The organism is Streptococcus oralis (assembly GCF_001579025.1).
Classification (GTDB): domain Bacteria; phylum Bacillota; class Bacilli; order Lactobacillales; family Streptococcaceae; genus Streptococcus; species Streptococcus oralis_X.
On record NZ_KQ970237.1, the window covers coordinates 63,514 to 83,980 of the forward strand.

A 20,467-nucleotide genomic window follows, 5' to 3' on the forward strand; every position below is an offset into this window, starting at 1 on the left:
TTTTGACCTTATCGATATGCAAAATAGCGAAATCGCTACCCTATCAGGTTATGCCCCTCTTCCGTATGGGAACCCCGCATTGAGAAATTATTATAATCGAACTCAGTTTAAAAACTCAGTTTCAGAGATTCACACAGCTATCCATAGCAACTCCAAAGCTGTGAAGTACCAAAATGCTCTTGCAAAACAGCTTGCCGAGTCTAAGTATAGTGGGACGGTAGTCTCAGAACAGCAAAAAGAAATTTCTGTATCGAAAATTAGTGAAACTTTTGGTTTAACTCCTCCTGAAGCAGAAGATGTTTTAGATTATATTAAATCAATGGGGGAAGCTGTCATCACCTATCGAGGAGCAAATATTTTTCTTAATGGTATAAAAATAACAATGGATAGCCAAGGAAGAATGAGATGGGGCAATAGATTCCTTTTCAAATCTTCTACTAACAATTTATACGGGCATGGTCGAAATTTCCAAAATGCTTCGGGAATTGATTTTAAAAACTACCACTATTCAGGTAATTTGCAAGGTATTGCTCGTATGAAAGAAATGGGTAAAGCAGGATGGAGCGGTTTCAAAGAGTCTGTTAATCCACTAAATGATTTTAAAGGCTGGAGAGAGGTAGGGAAAGTTGGCAAAACGTTTAAATTAGCTGGAGGAATTTTAACAGCTATAAATATCTATAATAATTTTAGGGAGAATGTGGATATGTCTGATGGTATCTCGGCCAAAGAAGCGCGGGACTTTACGATTGATACAGCCGTAGATATTGGATCAGGGGCCGCAGCTGCAGGCATGGGTGCGGCTATTGGTTCAGCATTTTTACCTCCTTTAGGAACTGTAGTAGGTGCAGTTGCAGGGATTGGATTTAATTATCTTTTTAATAGTGTTAAATCCAGAGAAACAGGTAAAAGTTTGGTTGATACGATAAAGGACTTCGGAAAAAATGTCGGAGACGATATAGGAAAACGTATAGGTGATTTACTGAGTTCGAAGTTTGGAGGTTAAAGTGAAAGAAAAAACAGTGAAAGAAGTTGAAGAATTAAATAAAGTATATTTTAAAAGCTTAGCTAACACTCGCGCATCTGCAAGTATGATGTTGATTTCATTTACAGGAGCAGTCATCTTTGGAGTAGAGCTATACCTAATTGATTTTGGTCTGCAAAAGTCATCGAACATATTTTTTAATTTTATTTTATTATATTCGGTCTATCTTATAGTGGCAACTGTGATTCCACTAGGGATGAGTTTTATTTATCGTAAACAAATTTTATCAACTATTTTATTACTATTATCGTATATAGGAATTTTCTTATCGTTAATGCTAACGTGTTATATTTTGTTTACAGTCAATAATAATGGCTTTCAAGAGTTTAATGAATCATCAATACCAGTCATTTTGTTTTTAGTATTCTCTGCAGTTTGTGGCTTTATTTATCAATATTTTTGGTTGATGCGACAACTGAAAAACGGTTTTTCTGCAAGTCGAACGGTGAGAAATTACTTTGCCAAATCTAGTGCCTACAGTCAAGAATCTATTCTCATTATTTTTATGTTAGTATTGTTAACTAGTGCTTTTTTAGGGAAGTTTGCTATGGTTTTAGGTATTACAAGTACACTCCTTTACTGTTATGCTTTCCCCCAATTGATTATTGAAGTAGCCTATCTTTTATATCTTAAAACTCAAAGCAAGGAATATTGGGAAACAGAACCGGACGGAGAGGTCAGTTTTAGAAATTTATTCAGAAATTTATTTAAAGAATTTAGTCTGAAGAAAGCTAAAATTCGCATTCCTCTTGAAATATTTTTTCTTCTTTTTATTATTTACATTGATGGGGAAATTGCCTCCGTCAATGCATTCATTAATCAAACACGTTGGATGCTTTGGCTTATCAGAATATTTATCATCTCAGTAGGGCTGGATATTTTGGGAAGTTTTATTCTTCATGTCATAAAAAAAGTAAATACTAGATTCAAAAAAGGAAAGAAAAAACAGTGAAAGAAATTGATGAATTAAATAAAGCATATTTTAAAAGTTTAGCGAATACTCGCGCATCTGCAAGTATGCTGGTTATTTCATGGACAGGAGTATTTATATTAGCACTAGAAATTTTCACTTTTTATTACTATTTTGACACAGTCGCTATAATAAATCCATTTATGAATTGGTTCTTTGATTTACTCTTGATTTCTTGTTTCTACCTTATTATTGCATTTTTCATTCCATTAGTTGGTTTCTTTGTATATAAGAAGCAAATTTTGTCAACAATTTTTCTGTTACTAGTCTATATGGTCATATACTTTTCTCTGCAGTTGATGATGCTTTTACTTATAGTGACTTCTATTTCAACTAAGGAATTTACTATAGGATTCTCTCTATATTCTCCAATTTTTATTCCATTTTTAGTTATTTGTACAATTTTAAGTTTTATTTATCAGTATTTTTGGCTAAAAAGAGAGTTAAAAAAAGGTTTTTCTATCAATAGAACAATGGGTAATTATTTTGCAACATCCAGTGCTTATAGTAAGAACTCTCTCCTTATTATTTTTATAGTTTCTATGCTAGGAGGTCTTCTTTCAGGTAAATTAATACTTATTTTTGGAATTCTTGAAGCTCTTCTTTTCAGCTATGCATTTTCTCAATTGATTACAGAAGTTGCCTACCTTTTATACCTAAAAACTCAAAGCAAGGAGTATTGGGAAGATGTGCCTACGAAAAAAGAGACTTTTCGAGATTTATTTAAGGGTTTCAGTTTAAAGAAAGCAAAAATTCGTATCCCACTTGAGATGGTAGCTTTTGCAATATTATTAGGGATTATTAATTATAGTGGTTATTCAAATGAGAGCATTAAGCGACCTATTTGGCTGGTCTGGAGTGTTAAATTGTTCATCTATGCAATAGGACTGGATATTTTGGGGAGCTTTATTCTATCTATGATGAAAAGATTAAAAACTGGATTCAAAAAAGGAAAGAAAAAATGAATTTTAAAAAAAGAGAATTAAGTCTTACAAATTTAATTGGTTTTAAACTGGAATTAACTCCCTCAGCCACTTTCTTTGATCGTTTGATCTCAGATTCTAAGGGGTTTAAACTCCAGATGATACAAAACGGATTTTATGCAGATGGTCCAATATTTTACAGTTACAATCCAATGAAAACTGTTCAAGATGTTCTTGTATTTACAACAGTTGGGAATAAACTTGAGATAAAGGGAGAAAATACTTCGGGTATTTTCTTTCAGGAGTCGTTAAATTTCACAACAGATTTTTATTATCGTCATTACAATCAAGAAGAGCCAATCCCATATGAAGAAATTGAAAAAGAGATTTCAAAGTTAGGATTTAAATTAGTAAATATTATTCATGTCGTATTGGATCTTTATGGAGACTATGTAATTGACATGTATTGTGAGGTTGAAAAAGATTGATGAAACTACCAGAAAATGTTGTCAAAGTTAATAAAATTGCTTTTCAAAATGTGGTTAGACAGAGACTATCATTTCATTACAGTGAGATGGAAGAGCATTTGGAGCAGTTTATAAAAGGAATTGTAGAAGCGGGCTATCAATTAAAAGGCCCGTTCTTTTACAGTTTGAATAACGTTCCGTTAAATGAAGTAATAGAAATTGAGTTATTTATGCCTATATCCAACGATTTATTTAGTTTAAAAGGTTATAATTTTTCAACTTATTTTGAAATTAGCAATTTATTAAAAACGATTATTAAAGGAGACCTTAAGACTTTGACAGAAATAGAATATGCAAAATTAATAATAGCAATGGAAAAAAATGATTTGGAGATGGTAACCCCTTTTTATCACGTGGTTCCCAAAAACGGATTAGAATATTTAGAATTATTGGTAGGCTATTCCGAAAATATTTAGTAATGTAACTAAAGATTGATAACTATGACAATGCCCTAGATAGCATTGTCAGTCGCTATGATGGACTTGTGAAGCTCTTTCAAGACACGGTGTCAGAGACCGACAACAGTGCCATTATTAAGACAGAATATCTAGAACGCATCAAGCAACGGATGAAAGATCCGATTGAGGGATTGAAGAGTAGTTCCAGTAAGACGAAAAATATCTATGCAGGGATAAGTGATATCCTAACGTTAACGAATCCTAGTTTGGATAGTGTGAATACAAGCTATAATCAAGCAGTCAAGAGTTTAGATGATACCATAAAGAACATGGAAGCTTTTAATAGTGTTCTTCTAAAAACAGATACATTTGACCTTATAGATATGCAAAATAGTGAAATCGCAACACTATCAGGTTATGCCCCTCTTCCGTATGGGAACCGCGTATCGAGAAATTATTATAATCGAACTCAGTTTAAAAACTCAGTTTCAGAGATTCACACAGCTATCCATAGCAATTCCAAAGCTGTGAAGTACCAAAATGCTCTCGCAAAACAGCTTGCCGAGTCCAAGTATAGTGGGACGGTGGCCGAAAATGAGAACTTAATAGATTCATTATTTAATGTTTATAAAAATGTCACAAAGAGTGATTTATATAAAAATAGTAAGGACTATAAAAAACATTTAAAATCTATTTTGCCAGCTTTATATGCGTTGTATCGTTTTAGTCAAAATAAAAAAGGAGATACCATTGTTCTTAAAGAGACAACAAAATTTGGAAAACTTCTAGATAATTATTTTGAAGTTACCAAGAAATTAAATGGTAGTCGTACTTATAAGGTAGTTCAATATAAAAACGGTGGTGTTCCACAGACCTTCAAATCCATAATGAAAAAGCTAGGCTATACTAAATATAATGAAGAATTGAGTAAGGTTTTCAAATCTTTTACAGATACAACTCGATTTAGTACCAAAGTGGCTAGTGTCGGAAAATCACTTGTGTCTACAACTGGAAGCCTATTGAAAGAAGAATTTATTAAAGAGATAACTTTCAAAGGCGCTGGTAAAGGCCTGTGGAGTTTAGGAAAGGCAGGCGCATCTGGAGGATTTAAAGGTTTAGTTAAGTCTGCTACAGATAGCTTTAAAAATTACAAAGAAGGTTTTAAATCCGCTACGAAGTTTGGTAAGTTTTTAAAAGGAGCTGCAGTTGTTGGTGTTGCTTTAGATGTGGTTGATACTTTCTCAAAAATCAGCGAAAATGAAAAAGAGGCCAAACGTCAAGGTCTAAGAGGAAATGAAGTTAAGGCCAGTGTGGCAACAGGTTTTGTGATAGATGCGGCCAAGGCAGCGGGAACAACTGTTGCGGCAACTGCCGCAGCGAGTGCAGGAGCTGCATTAGCAGGTGCTGGGCTAAGTCTATTAGGTGTTGCGACAGCCCCTGTTTGGTTAACTGGAGCAGCAGCAATCGCAGCAAGTGCAGGTGCGGTTTGGGTTGCAAATAAACTTAACGATAGTTTTCATATAACTGATAATCTTAAAAAAGGAGTCAATAGCCTGATAAAAGGCATGAGAGGATGGTTTAAATGATACTGGAACGAATAAAAAAAACTTTTGAATTTCAACGAAGCAAAATACAAGGACCAGTTCCCCTTTGGGGAGTATTAAATGGGATTTTTATTTTATATCCTTTAGTTTTTTTACCATTTTGGGGCTTAGGTTTAGGCTTAGAGGTTCTAAAAAATCCATCCTTATACAAATTTCTAGTAATTGCTGGCATTGTTACTTGGATTTTAAATCTGGTTTTCTTATTGGACCTTAAGCGAGGGATTTTAACCAGTTTTGGGACTTATCTAATGTATCTGACGGGCCATGTTTATACGATCGTTGATTTTGCTGCTATGAGTGGGGACTATAGCTTTATTGGCTTAAAACTTTCCCTCCCCCTTATCTATGCCCTTGTGATTATTATCGTCATGAGCTGTTTGGTTGACTTGGACTCTAAAGAAATTATCTCGGAGAAGGCAGGCAAAATTATGCTTAATTTTGTAATGGGGCCGATAATGATTTTAGCTCTTTGTTTTATTTTATTGGGATTTTTTGGATATGATTTTTTAATGGGATGGGGAATATCTTTATTCTTAATGATTTTTGGACAATTTCTGTACGCAACTTGGTTTTATATTATCTATGCTTATCAACACCGCAATGATGTCGAAGAAACAATCCCAATCAGGCATATAGGAGTATCTTCAGATATGATCCAAAATAAGGAGTTTGATAGGGATAGATTTAGAAAGGAAAAGTGAATATACAAGCTACCGAGATGAGAGGATGGTTTAAATGATTATTGAAAGAATCAAAAAATATTTTGAGTTTCAAAGAAGTAGAATAACGGGACCAGTTCCTCTTTGGGGCGTATTAAATGGGATTTTTATTTTATATCCTTTGGCATTTTTGTTTTTTCTTGCAGGAGGGTTAGAGGTTCTAAAAAATGAGGACTTATATCAAGGACTGCTTATTGCAGGGATTGTTGTTTGGGTTTTAAATTTAGTATTTTTACTAGATCTTAAGAGAGGGATTTTAACCAGTTTTGGAACCTATCTCATGTATTTGACTGGTCATGTTTATACTATTATTGGATTTAGTAGTTTGAGTGGGGACCATAACTTTATTGTTCTAAAGTTATCTCTCCCCCTTATCTATGCCCTTGTAATTATTATCGTCATGAGCTGTTTGGTTGACTTGGACTCTGAAGAAATTATCCCGGAGAAGGCTGGAAAAATTATGCTTAATTTTGTAGTGGGACCGATAATACTTTTATCTCTTTGCTTTATTTTTCTAGCTATCATTGGATATGATTTTTTAATGGGGTGGGGAGTATCCTTATTGTTAATGATTTTTGGCTCTGCTTTATACCAAACATGGTTTTATATTATCTATGCCTACCAACATCGTCATGATATTGAGCAAACAAGACCAATCAAGCATATAGAAGTGTCTTCGGATTTGATTCAAAATAAAGAATTTGATAAAAATAGATTTAAAAAGGAAAAGAAACATGATTAAAGAAATCCAAATTCATATGGAACATTTGATGACAGACCAGGTCCAGATTCAAGCGGACGAACTATTGGAGTTGTTTGTCCACACAGAACTCTTACCCTATACCAATGGCATCTATAAAGATGGTCCGACCATTTTTGAAATGACTCCAACTCAATTTGACGAAGAAGAACAGGATGTTACCCTTTATATACCGGTCATTTCAGAAACAAACTCAACGAGCCAACTAAGGTACCAAGCTAGTTTAAGTATTGAGGGTATCAGCAAACGTGTGCCATTTGAAGATGGTTTGGACCAGTCCATCTACGAGATGAAGGATTACATCAGAGAGCACGGTTGGGAATTACAAGATAAGTTGTATCTGGTCTTGATACCTGTTTATGATGATTTGTTTGTAGATTTGATTATCCCAGTGGAGAAGTAAAATGGCAGAAATTACATATGGTATGAATCAATCATTAATGATGAGTAATGTCTTAAGTGTCGATTACAACATTACTGGTGATGAAATTGCAGTAGCCTTTCAAGATATGGTTCAAACAGCCGTAGCGGCTGGGTATACCCCAAAAAGCAATCCATTTTACTCATGTCCTCATATCGGAGAGTTGGATGATGGGACATACAATATCACAGTCTATCTTCCTGTCCATGAGGATTATTTAGGAGAGAATGAATTACTAGAAGGGGCTGCTTATAACAGTTATTTTTTAGTTCCTAGAATGGTAGGAGCTAGAGTTACTGGGGAGGAAGCTGTTGACTTTGATAAGGCTATATACCTGTTAACCAATTTATTGATCGACAATGACTTAGAAGAATCTACACCCGTATTTTATATTTCAAGTAAGGTAAATGATGTTTTGTATACAGATATCATGGTAGGGGTTCGAGATAAAATGAATTGAGGATAATAGAAAACTTAAGGAAATAAAGAGACTTAAAACTACTCATGTTCGTTTCCTTGTAGAACTTATAAATGACATACAAATCCTAGGATTTCATTCTAGGATTTTCTATATGGTGAGAAAATGAAACACCTAAAATTTAGTATATAGGTAGGTGCATAAGCAAGTTACGAATTGGTAAGTTTTATTAATAGAATAAAGATTGTAAGCACTCCTTGCCTGACTCTAGTATTCGTGGTATAATAAAGAGATAAATGAGAGAGGTTAGCTATGAAAAAAATAATTATAGGTAGTAGTGTTTTTGTAACTTTGTTGGTTGGTTCAGGAGCAACATTTATTTATTTAAAGAATCAAGAGATTTCTGTAACAAATAAGGTTAACGATCGTAAATTGAATATTGCTCTGGTAAATGAAGATGCTGGAGGCGTATTAAATGGCAACGCCTATAATCTAGGAAATGATTTCACAAATTTATTATCAAAAGAGAATACAAATCAATGGACTGTCATGACTCGTAATGTTGCTGAAAATCGATTTGAAAATGGGTCGGTTGATGTAATTGTTTATATCGAACAACAGTTTTCAGAAAAAATAGCTCAACTGGAAAGTTTTAATCCTGATAGAGCAAAGATAACATATAAAACGAAATCAAATTTAGATCCAGTTAAATCTAAGAATGTTGAGTTACGAGTAGGCGAGTACCTCAATACTATTAACCAAAATGTTATAAAAATGTATTTTTCAAGTGTTATCAACAATCTAGATGATGCTAAAAGAAATGTTGATAATATTGTAAATGAACAGTCTGGGACGCATTCAAAAATTTCTCAATATATCTATGGTCCGTCAAACGAAGCAAGTCAGTCTATGTTAAGCACTTTGGAATTTGCTTCAAATCTACAGAAAACGAATTCGTCTTATGAAGATTCTCAGAAGGCTTTTTCTGATTCTGTTGCTAGCCTTTTAAATAATACAGGAATCGGATTAGAAAAACAACTTAAGGAAGTTAAAACTTATTTTGATTTTCAGAAGGAAATATTTGAAAAGAATGTCTTAACAACCAATAGCACCTTGAAAGAACAGCATGAAGAAAATTCTAAAATTATAGATGGTTTAAATAATTCGGTGCTTAAATCATTGTATCAATTTGGAAATAGTACAGATAAGGAAAAATCTGAACAAGCTAAACTAGAAGATTTAGTAGTTGATTATCATAAGGTTATTGTTGATTATCAAGGTAAAATAAAAGATAGAAAATCTGAATTTGGACATCTTAAAAAAGAATTAGAAGAAGAGAAAAAGAAAATATCACTCTTTTACTTTGGTAAAGAAGATGTTGATTTAAAATCGGACCTTACTTCGGATGCTAAAGCAACACTTGTAGATCAGATTAATAAAAGTTTGATTACTGAAAATCATTTGCCTGAAACTTATCAAAATTTGATTCGTTCAAATCTAACAGATATTAGTATTGAATCAACTGATTACCAAACTTTATTTAGTAAATTGGAGAAACTCAATGTCCTAACAGCTGATCAAGTCAAAGAATATAATGAAAAAATAGATTTACTTAAGAATTATACTAAATTTGATAAGAAGGCCACCTCTATAAGTGGATTACCTATTTTTGAATTTTTATCGATTGAAAATGATAAGCTCGATAAAGTAACAGAAACTATGGAATTGACAGTTAAATTACCCCAGGCTGAGTCTGAAACTGTCGAAGCTTCTGTGACAAAACCATCCAGTAGTTTGCCTGAATCATCAACGGTAGTTGAGGGTGGCGGAGATTCCAGCAGTTCTAAAGGGACAAAATATTTATCTCCTAAAGCTAAAATTTATGTTACAGGAAATGCTACTTTAGTTGGAGGAGAGCAAACTATAACAGATGATAAGCTTTATACTATGACGGTTGAATATACTTTAGAACCACATTATGGGAAAAATGAAATTTCATTTGAAGTACACATTGGTGAAACTACAATTCCTGTCAAGAAAACTATTTATCGTAGCGATAAAGAAGAGTCAGATGTTTTAGTGAAAAAAGATTTAAAACATATTCTTGATAAATTAAGCAAAATCGATCGTTCAACTGGTATGATTCAAGCAATTTATGGAAGTCCAAGTAGCTCCTCTATTAATTTTTCTGCCTTATCACCAGATTCTGTTTACAATATGTATGGTAATATCAGTCGTGATGATATAGCGACTCAGTTGTCAGAAGATCAAGTTGCTAAGTTTAAAGAGTCAGGTATAGATTTGTTGGAACAAATTCAAAACTCTTTGAAGTCATTAGAAAAATCAAGCAACACATTGCCTGAATTGGCTGAAGCTGAGTTACCAAATGATTATTTCAAAAATCAAATTACAAACTTAGCTAATTGGTATAATAATTCGATTAAGACCTTATCAACCGAGTACGATAAGTGGAAGGAAACGAAAGCAAAACAATTGGAAGTGACGGGTACAGCTTCAAATGCTAATAGCGGAACATTAATAAATGATAGTGAGTCATCAAATCGCTTATATAGATCAATTGAATCATTAGTGTCTACAACTTCTACTGGATCAAAAGAAACTAGTCAAAATCATGAAGCGGTTGGAACTATGAAGGATCAGTTTACTCAATTTGTTGATCAAGTTCAGACTATTAAAGGTAATGTTGATAAGACTATTTCAACTACGAATGATTTGATATCTAATGAAGCAGAAGTTATTCAAGGGAATAGAGACTACGCAGAGTCCTTTAAAACTGTTATGAAGAATATTCGTGATGGTGGAACGACCAATCAAAATGTGATGAATTTTTTATCTAATCCAATTGAAACTAAAAAAGAAACATATGAAGCGCCAATTTCAGTGGATAATAACAGAGTATGGGTTATTTTAGCGATTATTTTATCAGCAATTTCATCAGCAGGAATCACATATTGGTTGACAAAAGAAAAAGGCAAATAATGTAGATAATAACTCTCAAAATGTACTGACCCCAAAAAGTTAGACAATTAATTTATCCAAAGGATTTAGTTCTGTATTGCACAGGGCTAAGTCCTTTTAGTTGGCTCTTTGTCAACTGTAGTGGGTTGAAGAAAAGCTAAGATCTAGAAAGGACACATTTCGTCCTTTCTTTTTTGATGTTCAGAGCGATAAAAATCCGTTTTTTGAAGTTTTCGAAGTTCCGAAAACCAAAGGCATTACGCTTGATAAGTTTAATGAGATTATTAGTCGCTTCCAATTTGGCGTTAGAATAGGGTAGTTGAAGGGCGTTGACGATTTTCTCTTTGTCCTTTAGAAAGGTTTTAAAGATAGTCTGAAAAAGGAGATGAACCTGCTTTAGATTGTCCTCAATGAGTCCAAAGAATTTCTCCGGTTCCTTATTCTGAAAGTGAAAAAGCAAGAGCTGATAGAGATTATAGTGGTGTTTCAAGTCTTCTGAATAGCTCAACAGCTTGTCTAGTATTTCTTTATTGGTCAAGTGCAGACGAAAAGTAGGGCGATAAAATCTCTTATCACTGAGTCTACGACTATCCTGTTGGATGAGTTTCCAGTATCGCTTGATAGCCTTATATTCATGGGATTTTCGTTCAAATTGATTCATTATTTGGATACAGACACGACTCATAGCACGGCTTAGATGTTGTACAATGTGAAAGCGATCAAGAACGATTTTAGCACACGGGAGTGAAACAGTCTGGGAGACTGTTTCAGCCTGAGCCTAGAAATTTGAAAGCGAAGCTGTTTAGCCAAGTCATAATAAGAACTAAACATATCCATAGTAATAATTTTCACCTGACATCGAACGGCTCTATCGTAGCGAAGATAGTGATTTCGGATGACAGCTTGTGTTCTTCCCTCAAGAACAGCGATGATACTGAGATTATCAAAATCTTGCGCAATGAAACTCATCTTTCCCTTGGTGAAGGCGTACACATCCCAAGACATAATCTCAGGAAGATGAGAAAAATCAAGTTTAAAGTGAAAGTCATTGAGCTTGCGAATAACATTTGAAGTTGAAATAGACAGCCGATAAGCAATCTTTTGGTTGATGATACGAGGGATTTGGTGATTTTTCTTGACGAGGGAAGTCTCAGCGACAGCCATTTTTGAGCACTGATAGCACTTAAAACGGCGTTTTTTAAGGAGAATTCTAGTAGGCATACCAGTCGTTTCAAGGTAAGGGACCTTAGTCGGTTTTTGAAAGTCCTATTTCCTCATCAGACTTCCGCAATCAGGACAAGATGGGGCATTGTAGTCCAGTTTAGCAATGATTTCTTTGTGGGTATCCCTATTAACGATATCTATGATTTGGATATTAGGGTCTTTAATATCGAGTAGTTTTGTAATAAAATGTAGTTGTTCCATATGAATCTTTCTAATGAGTTGTTTGCTTGCTTTTCATTATAGATCTTATGGGACTTTTTTTCTACAACAAAATAGGCTCCATAATATTCATAGGGGATTTACCCACTACAAATATTATAGAGCCTTTTAGTTTTATTCTTGTACTTCTTTCTGAGCAGCCTTTCCTTGGTCTAGAAGGGCTTGGACGATTTTCTCATCGCGGAGTTTAACAGAATCGTTGATCATTTCTGCGGATTTGACGATGGTTGTTTCTAGTTGAGCACGTTTCTGGCGTCCCAACTCAATGGCAGCAACGATACCTTGGTTTTGAGCGACTAGACTTTCAGCAAGTTTGGTAACCGATTCAACAGCTACTGTTGGACTTTGGGCAATTCGTTCCATCTGCGGAATCACTTCCTTGCTGGTTTCAGCTAGCATCTGAAGGGCAGCATTGTTGGCATTGACAATGGCATCTGCCACGACACCTGATTTCATCGATTGTTGCAAAATACCAAGTTGGGCAATCGAAAGCTTCATGGTTGGAATGGTATTGCGACGAAGCATACCCAATTTTTGGCGCATGTCCGATGAAACTTTGACGAGATTACGCATCTGTGGAGTCGTTGTCCAAGCTACGTAAAGGCGGCTAACATACTCTGTATGTTGTTGTTCCAGTGTATTGACCACTTCAGCCATACGAGCTAATTCTTGGGCCTTGGTTTGATATTCTACCGTACTTGTATCTAGTTGATCAACTTGAGCCTTCAATTCTGCAGCGCGATTCCCAGCTTCTGCCTGACTGGCTTCGATAAAGGAAATAACTCCCACTAGATTTTCAATGGATTTGGTATTGTCCTCAATCAGCATTTCAGCAGAAACAATATTTCGCGCCAACACATCTTCTTGCTTGACCACAGCAGCAGCCATACCATCTAGCTTTTGCTCAACTGTTTTTGAGTCAAAATAAAATTCTTGCAGACTGTTCTGACTTTTTTTAAACAATTTTTGCAAAAAGTTTGGCTTTTCTTCCAATTCTGCAATTTCAGCATTCTTGTATTTGGCTACAAAACCTTGGAGTTCACGGTTGGTATTTTTCAGCAGGTCATCCACCTGCGGAATTTGCAGTTTCTTCTGCTCGGTCAAGATACGGTTAACCGTACCATTGACACCTTCCACCGCTGATTGACCAAAGTCCAAGAGAGCATTTTGGTCTGTGACAAACTGATCCACCAACTGAGGCACGCGCCCCTTAATCTGCTCTTGTTGCTCAGGACTTAGCTTTTCAAGAAAAGTGATCGTCTGGGCTGAGCCTGTATTAGTCTCGATGATTTCGGTTGTCTTGTCCACTTTGGCCACTGTATTATTAGCAATCTGATCAATATCAAAATTAAATTCTGTCATGGTTACTCCTTTGTGTCTACCCTATTCTTTGCGATCTTTTCCTAAGATACGCAGGCTAATATCAAAATCGCGCATATCTGTTTCATTGAGTTCTCTCAAAACTTGGTCTAGCTCAAGGTCAAATTGTTCAATGGCTGCTTTAGCTTGTTCCAAGCGTTCTTCCGCCCGATTATAATTTTTGGGATTTGCCTTAATCTTTAAATAGCCCTCTAAAATCGTTTGGAATTTCTCCATTTTTAAACTATGGATGGCCGTCAGCTCTTCTTTGGCTCCAACATCCGATGACTCGATTTTGTCGAGAATCGCTTGATGATCCGCAGCAATATTTGCCAAGGTCTGAGACAATTCAGGCGCCAATTCTTCGGGCTCCTTATTGTCGATGTCTACCAGACTCTCTCTTTCTAGTCGCTCTAGCTGGACGTCTATGGTCGCCCTTACTGAGCGAACCTTTTTATCAATGCGACTATAAACAGCTTCGTCAATATAAGATTTTAAACGATTAGCCTCTTGATGAATTTCTTGAAGTTCAATCAAGACCTGGTTAGCTAGGCTTTTATAGGCTGCTGAGCCTTTCTCAGACAAGGTCTCCTCTAACTGCTGGATATCTTTATCGGCCTGACGAATCCGCGCTTTTAAAAGCTCAATCTGATCTTCCAAAGAACGATCCTTCAAGAGAGGATAACGCCAACGCTTATAGGCTAGATAAGCCCCGAAACCTATCAAGCCACAAATTGCCAAAGGCAGAGCTACCTGAACCAAGAGACCTAGTAAAAATAAGCCACCCCAGAAATAAAGGCATCCTTTCAATAATACATTACCCGATTTCATAAACATTCCTTATCTTAAGTTTATAAATCTATTTTAGCACAAAAGCTGAAAATGAGGGCGGAAAAGTCACCTAAAACACGGATTTCTTTACACTATAGCTAGGAAGGTTTTCGATGACTAAAAGCACTCCTTCCGACAATGCCCAAACCCAGAAATCAACGTTTTAAGACAAAGCAAAAAGCCCACTGTTGTAGGCTTTTCGTAAGATATTTCTTAAAATTAAAGCATTTTGTTGTAGAATTCAACGACAAGTGCTTCGTTGATTTCTGGGTTGATTTCGTCGCGTTCTGGCAAGCGAGTCAATGAACCTTCCAATTTTTCAGCGTCGAATGATACGAATGCTGGACGTCCAAGAGTAGCTTCAACAGCTTCAAGGATTGCTGGAACTTTCAATGATTTTTCACGAACTGAGATCACTTGACCTGGAGTTACGCGGTATGATGGGATATCAACGCGTTTTCCGTCAACAAGGATATGACCGTGGTTTACGAATTGACGAGCTTGACGACGAGTAGTCGCAAGGCCAAGACGGTAAACAACGTTATCCAAACGACGTTCCAAAAGAAGCATGAAGTTGAAACCTAGGATTCCACCTTTGATTTTTGTAGCTTGTACGAACAAGTTACGGAATTGTTTTTCACCTACACCGTAAGTGAAACGAAGTTTTTGTTTTTCAGCCAATTGCAAACCGTATTCTGACAATTTAGAACGGTTGTTTGGTCCGTGTTGTCCTGGTACGTAGTTACGACGTGCCAATTCTTTACCTGTACCTGTAAGTGAAAGGCCAAGGCGACGAGCTTGTTTCCAAGATGGTCCTGTATAACGTGACATGTGTATGTCCTCCTGATATAAATAATATTTCGGTGGAAATAGTCACTTAGAAAGCCCTGATTCGTGCAGATGCCCTTCGCCTAAACAGCCAAGGTTACTTGTCATAAGACACCTGTTGACGAGCTTCATGCTTTCCTGCTGCTATTTCACACAAAGGCTATTGTACCATGAAAAGCTAGATTTGTAAAGGGATTTTACGCCTTTATTTCAAATTGAGGCTGAATGTAAACTTGCTTCCTAAGCCATACTGACTTTCTGCTGTGATTTCGCCACCAAGCTGATGGGCTAGTTCGCGTGCAATCGCAAGTCCTAATCCATGTCCACCCGTCTTCATATTGCGCGAAGTTTCTACACGATAAAGTCGTTTAAAGATCTTTTCCAAATCTTCAGGAAGGATCCCCTGACCCTCGTCTTTCACACTGATTGTCAGTTCTTGTTCTGTTAATTGTGCAAGAACCTCGATTCTGGTTCCTGGTTCTGAATATTTAAAGGCATTGTTTAACAAATTGACCAGAATGCGAGAAAGTTTGTCAGAATGGCTCTTGATTTTCGCCGACTCAGGTGATACTCGAATGTAAACATCTCGCTCCTCTTGTTCAATCTGGAGTTGAAATTCACTCATTGACTCAATCAACAGCTGATCTAAAAAGACCTCTTCGACTTCTTCATCAGCAGTATCTTGAGGTTGGGTGTTAAGAGTCAGAACATCCAATTCCTCCACTAGCTTGTTTAGACGCTCGGTTTGCCGACCAATCGTGGTTAAGTAGTGGAGCCGCTCCTCTTCCTTGATCACTCCATCTAGAATTCCCTCCACAGTAACCTGAATGGAGGTAATGGGAGTTTTAATATCGTGAGAGAGCTGCGCAATCATCATTCTCTTTTCCTGCTCGCTCTCATCAAGTGATTGAAAGGTAGCTTGCAAATTGTGGGACATGTCATTAAAAGCCTGCCCCAGCTCTTGAAATTCTAATGGGCCTTTGGTTTCAATTTCTGTGCTGAAATCCTTGCTGGCTATATCCTGAGCTTGTTTTTTCAAATGTTTCAGAGAAGAGAACACAGGCGACAAAAGAAAGATGCTCACTGCAGCGCCAATGAAACTTGCAATCAAGGTCATTCCAACCAGAAAGTAAATTTCACTTTTCTCAATCAACATTCGTTGGACTGCCCAGAAAACGACCAAAATCGTTAGTAAAGTCGAAACTAGATACCCCACTAAAATATAGCTTTTTAATTTCATTTTTTACCTCTCGGTCTTTCCATCTTATAGCCCAATCCCCAAACAGTTTTGATAGCAGGAGTGTTTAAATTCGTATACTTACTCAACTCTTGTCTCAAAGCATGGATATGAACATTGAGTGTATTGGTATCATCCACATAGTCCTCCTGCCATACCTTCTCGTAAAGTTCAGTCTTTGAAAAGACTCTCTCAGGATTGCTGGCTAATATCCATAGAAGTTCAAAAGATTTCACTGTCAATTCCAAAGGCTGTTCTCCAATGCGAACCTCATGAGTCACATGGTTGATCACTAAGTCACCAAACTCAATCTGCTCGGTCTCTCCGCCACGACTAAGACGGCGCAAGATATTATTCACTCTCAAAACCAATTCCCGTGGGCTAAACGGTTTAGCTATAAAATCATCCGCCCCCAAACTTAATCCATAAATCTTATCCTGTTCGCTTGTCTTAGCAGTTGTAAAGAGAAAGGGTTGATCAGGGGCAATATACTGAACTTCGCTGATGAAATCATAACCGTCCATATTAGGCATCATGATATCTGTGATAATGAGATCGATAGATTTTTTTCTAAAAAGTTCTAATCCTTCCTTACCGTCATGGGCAACTAAAACATCGTAACCTGCCTGTAAAAGATAGCGATTTTGAATATCTAGAATATCTATCTCATCATCAACCAACAAAATTGTCTTTTTCATCTGACACTCCTTTGACAAAAACAGTGTTATACTTGCTTTAGTATAACACTATTTTCCGTAATGTTTAAATGATTTGAACCTTAATCTTCTCTTTTGGTTTTCCAACCCAAAAATCCAACAAAACCTGCCAAGGCTAGGCCAAGGATTCCAAGTCCAGCTGTAGCCGTTTGAGCTTCACCAGTATTTGGTAGCATCGCTTTATCATCTTTTTTCATCATATTAGCCATTGGGCTAGAAGCTGGTTGATCTACTTTCATATCTGACATATGGTGATTTGTACTCATCATACCCTCAGTCATACCTGTAGAGCCTTTTTCAGAAGGCTTCGTATTCATCTGACCTTGTTGAGATGGTATTGTCGCCATTTCTTTTCCATGAAGTCGAATCGTTACTTGGCGAGTAGCAATCAGATTGGTCAAATCAAGTTTGCCATCTTTAGAGCCATAGACTTTAATAGTAGCTGAATATGTATGGGTTCCGTTAGCTCGAAGTTGCTCCAGCAAATCCTGACCATCTTTACCAACCGTATTACCATTCAAATCTACTTCATAGAAATATTGACCTTTAGCCAAGCCTTCAAGTGGCAATAAAGCAGGATTTTTATCCATTCCATTGTCTGACCAAGGGGCCTTGTCAGAGGCTTTCAAGATAAGGCGGGTCAGCATTCCATCTCCACCAAAAGCTTCATATGGAATAACTTGGTTGACACCGGCCAAGAAAGGTCCAGGAACCTTAGCCTTATCAAGGTAGCTAGCTGGAACATCAATCATGTCTTTGACATTGTTAACAACAGACTCTTTAACCTGAGTTGGTGTGGTCAAGCCATTCAAATTAACAGTCAAATCTTTAGTCGCTACCAGATTGCTCAAGTCAGCCTTGCCATCTTTCGCACCGTACACTTTAATAGTAGCTTTATAACTTTGAGTTCCATTTTGTTTCAAGAAGTTAAGAAGCTCTTTATCTGATTTTCCTTGGCTGCCTGCCAAGTCTACTTCATAGAAATAGAGACCTTTGCCTAATTTCTCTACTGGTGGAAGAGCGGGATTTTTAGCTGTACCGTTATCTGACCATGGAGCCTTGTCGGATGCTTTCAAGATAAGGCGTGTTAACATCCCATCACCAGCGAAGAATTCATATGGAATGACTTGATTGACGCCGGCTGTAAATGGACCTGGGAAATTGGCTTTGTCAAGGTAGCTAGCTGGGACATCTACTGTGTCTTTGGTATTGTCAGCCACACCTTTTTGCACTTCAGCTGGTGTGGTTAAACCATTCAAGTTGACATCCAAATTCTTAGTCGCTACCAGATTAGTTAAGTCAGCTTTGCCATCTTTCGCACCGTACACCTTGATGGTAGCTTTATAGCTTTGCGTTCCATTTTGTTTCAAGAGGTCAAGTAGATCTTTGTCAGATTTTCCTTGGGTATCTGCCAAGTCTACTTCATAGAAGTAAAGGCCTTTGCCCAATTTCTCTACCGGTGGGAGAGCAGGATTTTTAGCCGTTCCATTATCTGACCATGGAGCCTTATCAGAGGATTTCAAGATAAGGCGAGTCAACATACCGTCACCAGCGAAGAATTCATATGGAATGACTTGGTTGACACCAGCTGTAAACGGGCCAGGGAAATTGGCTTTGTCCAAGTAAGTAGCGGGGACATCTACTGTGTCTTTGGTGTTATCAGCCACACCCTTTTGAACTTCAGCTGGAGTGGTCGCTGGTTGCGCTTCACTGGCTTCGCGGTCTTGTCCAGAAACTGTAGACGTAGGACCTTCCACAGGTTTAACTGCATCTTCTGTTTGTTTCTTAGAGTCAGGTTGTGCTTGCACTTCTTCTTTTGGTGCTACTACTGGCTCTTTAGCAGTTTCGTCCGCTTTTTCTGAAGAGCTTGTGGTATCCACACTTGCTTTAGGTGTTGGAATAGACTGTTCTGAAGGAAGAGCTACATCGACTGCTTTATTTAGAGCCTCTGCTGGTAAGTCGCCCTTTTCACTCACCGAGGCGTCGTTTGGCACGACTTGAGCAAGAGTCGGATTGACGACATCAGCACGTGCAGAACTTGGTTGACCGACTAGGACAAAGAAGCCACTAGCCACAACAACTGAAGCAACACCTACACTGAGGCGGCGAATAGACCAACGAGTATATCTCTGATTTGGATTGAATTTCATAGGATTCTCCTTAGAGTTTTCTTTTTTTGATAGCTCTAGTATAATCTCCTAAAATTAAAAAGGATTAAGAAAAAGTTAAAATTTTTCTTAAATCCTTCTTATAAAATACTTATATTGACTCAATAGTCACTAGAAAAAAGAATGGTCATTTCTCTTTTAATCATTGAGGTGTGCTAGATTATCCAAATATTGGTTATTGATTACTGCCATCATATAGCCATCAGCTTTCAATTGATCATCTGGACCAAACTGAACGTCTAGAGGAGCATTTTCATAGTCACGAAAACCAAGAATATTGAGATTGTATTGTCCTCGAAGATCAAGTTCACTTAGACTCTTACCTGCCCACGACCGTGGAATTTTCATCTCGACTATCGAGACATTTTTGTCCAACTGAAAGACATCTACGCTATTATTAAACAGAATAGTCTGCGCCAACGAACGACCCATCTCATATTCTGGTGAAATGACTGAATCTGCGCCAATTTTTTCAAGGACTTTTTTTGCTGTATAACTTTTAACCTTAGCAATAACAGTTGGTACTCCTAGACCCTTGCAATGCATGACTGCAAGCACACTAGATTCTAAATTTTCCCCAGTTGCCACCACAACTGTATCGCAGGTATCAATTCCTGCTGAGAGCAAGAGCTCTTCATCGGTAATATCTCCAACAACTCCACGTACCAAGACTGGTTCGAACTGATTGATTCGCTCCTCATGGTCGTCAATGGCGATAATATTTATATCATGCTGAGCGAGAGCGGTAAGTACACTACTCCCAAAAATACCCAAACCTAAAATTCCAATTGTCCGATCTGACATGGTTTATCCTTTCTTATCCTATGGTAATATCTGCTTTCATATAGTGGATCATATCTTTCTTATCTGGTTGATACTCAGCCAAACTAACTAATAGCGTCAGTGGCCCAATTCGTCCGATAAACATCAGTAGCATGATAATGCTAAGAGCTAATCTGCCTAACTCTGGTGTCAAATTTGCAGTTACTCCGACCGTAGCAAGAGCTGAAATTGTCTCGAACATGATGTAGATAAAGCGTGGATTCCCCTCAGCTGTTATTCCTACTAAGATTAAGCCCGCTAAAAAAGTTATCAAGAAGATGATAAAAACACTGAAAGATTTT

18 protein-coding genes and 2 pseudogenes are annotated in these 20,467 nt (G+C 36.9%); 11 read left to right on the forward strand and 9 right to left on the reverse strand.

The window, feature by feature from the left end; all coding sequences use genetic code 11:
- The 11 genes and pseudogenes from SORDD27_RS10425 to esaA form a co-directional block, all read left to right on the forward strand.
- Positions 1-1,003: pseudogene (locus SORDD27_RS10425) on the forward strand (hypothetical protein); the annotation flags it as partial.
- A gap of 1 nt (position 1,004) precedes the next feature.
- Positions 1,005-1,994, forward strand: a complete 990-nt coding sequence (locus tag SORDD27_RS08305; RefSeq protein WP_061428487.1) for a hypothetical protein — start codon at positions 1,005-1,007, stop codon at positions 1,992-1,994.
- On the forward strand, positions 1,991-2,977 hold the full coding sequence (locus SORDD27_RS08310; RefSeq protein ID WP_061428489.1) for a hypothetical protein: 987 nt from the start codon (positions 1,991-1,993) through the stop codon (positions 2,975-2,977). The genes SORDD27_RS08305 and SORDD27_RS08310 overlap by 4 nt, the downstream gene beginning before the upstream one ends.
- Positions 2,974-3,423, forward strand: coding sequence for a hypothetical protein (locus SORDD27_RS08315; protein WP_061428491.1), 450 nt, complete (start codon positions 2,974-2,976; stop codon positions 3,421-3,423). The genes SORDD27_RS08310 and SORDD27_RS08315 overlap by 4 nt, the downstream gene beginning before the upstream one ends.
- Positions 3,423-3,878, forward strand: coding sequence for a DUF5085 family protein (locus SORDD27_RS08320; RefSeq protein ID WP_061428493.1), 456 nt, complete (start codon positions 3,423-3,425; stop codon positions 3,876-3,878). Before SORDD27_RS08315 ends, SORDD27_RS08320 begins: the two co-directional genes overlap by 1 nt.
- 89 nt (positions 3,879-3,967) lie before the next feature.
- Positions 3,968-5,446, forward strand: a complete 1,479-nt coding sequence (locus SORDD27_RS08325; protein WP_231069337.1) for a T7SS effector LXG polymorphic toxin — start codon at positions 3,968-3,970, stop codon at positions 5,444-5,446.
- The gene (locus SORDD27_RS08330) at positions 5,443-6,165 is read left to right on the forward strand and encodes a hypothetical protein (protein ID WP_061428495.1); all 723 of its coding nucleotides are present in this window, start codon (positions 5,443-5,445) and stop codon (positions 6,163-6,165) included. Before SORDD27_RS08325 ends, SORDD27_RS08330 begins: the two co-directional genes overlap by 4 nt.
- Before the next feature lie 34 nt (positions 6,166-6,199).
- The gene (locus tag SORDD27_RS08335; protein ID WP_061428497.1) at positions 6,200-6,925 is read left to right on the forward strand and encodes a hypothetical protein; all 726 of its coding nucleotides are present in this window, start codon (positions 6,200-6,202) and stop codon (positions 6,923-6,925) included.
- Positions 6,918-7,346: a hypothetical protein gene (locus SORDD27_RS08340; RefSeq protein ID WP_045615901.1), complete on the forward strand. Its 429-nt coding sequence runs from the start codon at positions 6,918-6,920 to the stop codon at positions 7,344-7,346. The genes SORDD27_RS08335 and SORDD27_RS08340 overlap by 8 nt, the downstream gene beginning before the upstream one ends.
- A 1-nt stretch (position 7,347) precedes the next feature.
- Positions 7,348-7,824: a DUF5085 family protein gene (locus SORDD27_RS08345; protein WP_061428499.1), complete on the forward strand. Its 477-nt coding sequence runs from the start codon at positions 7,348-7,350 to the stop codon at positions 7,822-7,824.
- A 270-nt stretch (positions 7,825-8,094) separates the two neighbouring features.
- Positions 8,095-10,782 (forward strand): type VII secretion protein EsaA, encoded by a 2,688-nt coding sequence (esaA, locus tag SORDD27_RS08350; RefSeq protein ID WP_061428500.1) that lies wholly within the window; start codon positions 8,095-8,097, stop codon positions 10,780-10,782.
- A gap of 136 nt (positions 10,783-10,918) precedes the next feature.
- On the opposite strand, the pseudogene SORDD27_RS09840 reads toward esaA, so the two are convergent.
- The 9 genes and pseudogenes from SORDD27_RS09840 to SORDD27_RS10430 all read right to left on the reverse strand — a co-directional run.
- Positions 10,919-12,186: pseudogene (locus SORDD27_RS09840) on the reverse strand (transposase).
- A 132-nt stretch (positions 12,187-12,318) separates the two neighbouring features.
- Positions 12,319-13,566, reverse strand: a complete 1,248-nt coding sequence (locus SORDD27_RS08365) for a toxic anion resistance protein (RefSeq protein WP_061428501.1) — start codon at positions 13,564-13,566, stop codon at positions 12,319-12,321.
- A gap of 21 nt (positions 13,567-13,587) precedes the next feature.
- Positions 13,588-14,394, reverse strand: a complete 807-nt coding sequence (locus tag SORDD27_RS08370; RefSeq protein WP_081103411.1) for a hypothetical protein — start codon at positions 14,392-14,394, stop codon at positions 13,588-13,590.
- 219 nt (positions 14,395-14,613) lie between these two features.
- Positions 14,614-15,225 (reverse strand): 30S ribosomal protein S4, encoded by a 612-nt coding sequence (gene rpsD / locus SORDD27_RS08375; RefSeq protein WP_000092756.1) that lies wholly within the window; start codon positions 15,223-15,225, stop codon positions 14,614-14,616.
- Positions 15,226-15,427: 202 nt separating this feature from the next.
- On the reverse strand, positions 15,428-16,462 hold the full coding sequence (locus tag SORDD27_RS08380) for a sensor histidine kinase (RefSeq protein WP_061428505.1): 1,035 nt from the start codon (positions 16,460-16,462) through the stop codon (positions 15,428-15,430).
- Entirely contained in the window at positions 16,459-17,157 is a 699-nt protein-coding gene (locus SORDD27_RS08385; RefSeq protein ID WP_061428507.1) for a response regulator transcription factor, read from the reverse strand. The genes SORDD27_RS08380 and SORDD27_RS08385 overlap by 4 nt, the downstream gene beginning before the upstream one ends.
- An 80-nt stretch (positions 17,158-17,237) precedes the next feature.
- Entirely contained in the window at positions 17,238-19,325 is a 2,088-nt protein-coding gene (locus tag SORDD27_RS08390; RefSeq protein WP_061428509.1) for an SSURE domain-containing protein, read from the reverse strand.
- Between the two features lie 156 nt (positions 19,326-19,481).
- Positions 19,482-20,147 (reverse strand): potassium channel family protein, encoded by a 666-nt coding sequence (locus tag SORDD27_RS08395; RefSeq protein ID WP_061428511.1) that lies wholly within the window; start codon positions 20,145-20,147, stop codon positions 19,482-19,484.
- A 13-nt stretch (positions 20,148-20,160) separates the two neighbouring features.
- A partial coding sequence (locus tag SORDD27_RS10430) for a potassium transporter TrkG (protein ID WP_330997341.1) occupies positions 20,161-20,467 on the reverse strand: 307 nt, incomplete at its 5' end.

Bases quoted from the DNA above. Each gene is read 5' to 3' on its own strand.
- SORDD27_RS08315 (WP_061428491.1), top strand. From the start codon at position 2,974: ATGAATTTTAAAAAAAGAGAATTAAGTCTTACAAATTTAATTGGTTTT.
- SORDD27_RS08320 (WP_061428493.1), top strand. From the start codon at position 3,423: ATGAAACTACCAGAAAATGTTGTCAAAGTTAATAAAATTGCTTTTCAA.
- SORDD27_RS08330 (WP_061428495.1), top strand. From the start codon at position 5,443: ATGATACTGGAACGAATAAAAAAAACTTTTGAATTTCAACGAAGCAAA.
- SORDD27_RS08335 (WP_061428497.1), top strand. From the start codon at position 6,200: ATGATTATTGAAAGAATCAAAAAATATTTTGAGTTTCAAAGAAGTAGA.
- SORDD27_RS08340 (WP_045615901.1), top strand. From the start codon at position 6,918: ATGATTAAAGAAATCCAAATTCATATGGAACATTTGATGACAGACCAG.
- SORDD27_RS08345 (WP_061428499.1), top strand. From the start codon at position 7,348: ATGGCAGAAATTACATATGGTATGAATCAATCATTAATGATGAGTAAT.
- esaA (WP_061428500.1), top strand. From the start codon at position 8,095: ATGAAAAAAATAATTATAGGTAGTAGTGTTTTTGTAACTTTGTTGGTT.
- SORDD27_RS08365 (WP_061428501.1), bottom strand. From the start codon at position 13,566: ATGACAGAATTTAATTTTGATATTGATCAGATTGCTAATAATACAGTG.
- SORDD27_RS08370 (WP_081103411.1), bottom strand. From the start codon at position 14,394: ATGAAATCGGGTAATGTATTATTGAAAGGATGCCTTTATTTCTGGGGT.
- rpsD (WP_000092756.1), bottom strand. From the start codon at position 15,225: ATGTCACGTTATACAGGACCATCTTGGAAACAAGCTCGTCGCCTTGGC.
- SORDD27_RS08380 (WP_061428505.1), bottom strand. From the start codon at position 16,462: ATGAAATTAAAAAGCTATATTTTAGTGGGGTATCTAGTTTCGACTTTA.
- SORDD27_RS08385 (WP_061428507.1), bottom strand. From the start codon at position 17,157: ATGAAAAAGACAATTTTGTTGGTTGATGATGAGATAGATATTCTAGAT.
- SORDD27_RS08390 (WP_061428509.1), bottom strand. From the start codon at position 19,325: ATGAAATTCAATCCAAATCAGAGATATACTCGTTGGTCTATTCGCCGC.
- SORDD27_RS08395 (WP_061428511.1), bottom strand. From the start codon at position 20,147: ATGTCAGATCGGACAATTGGAATTTTAGGTTTGGGTATTTTTGGGAGT.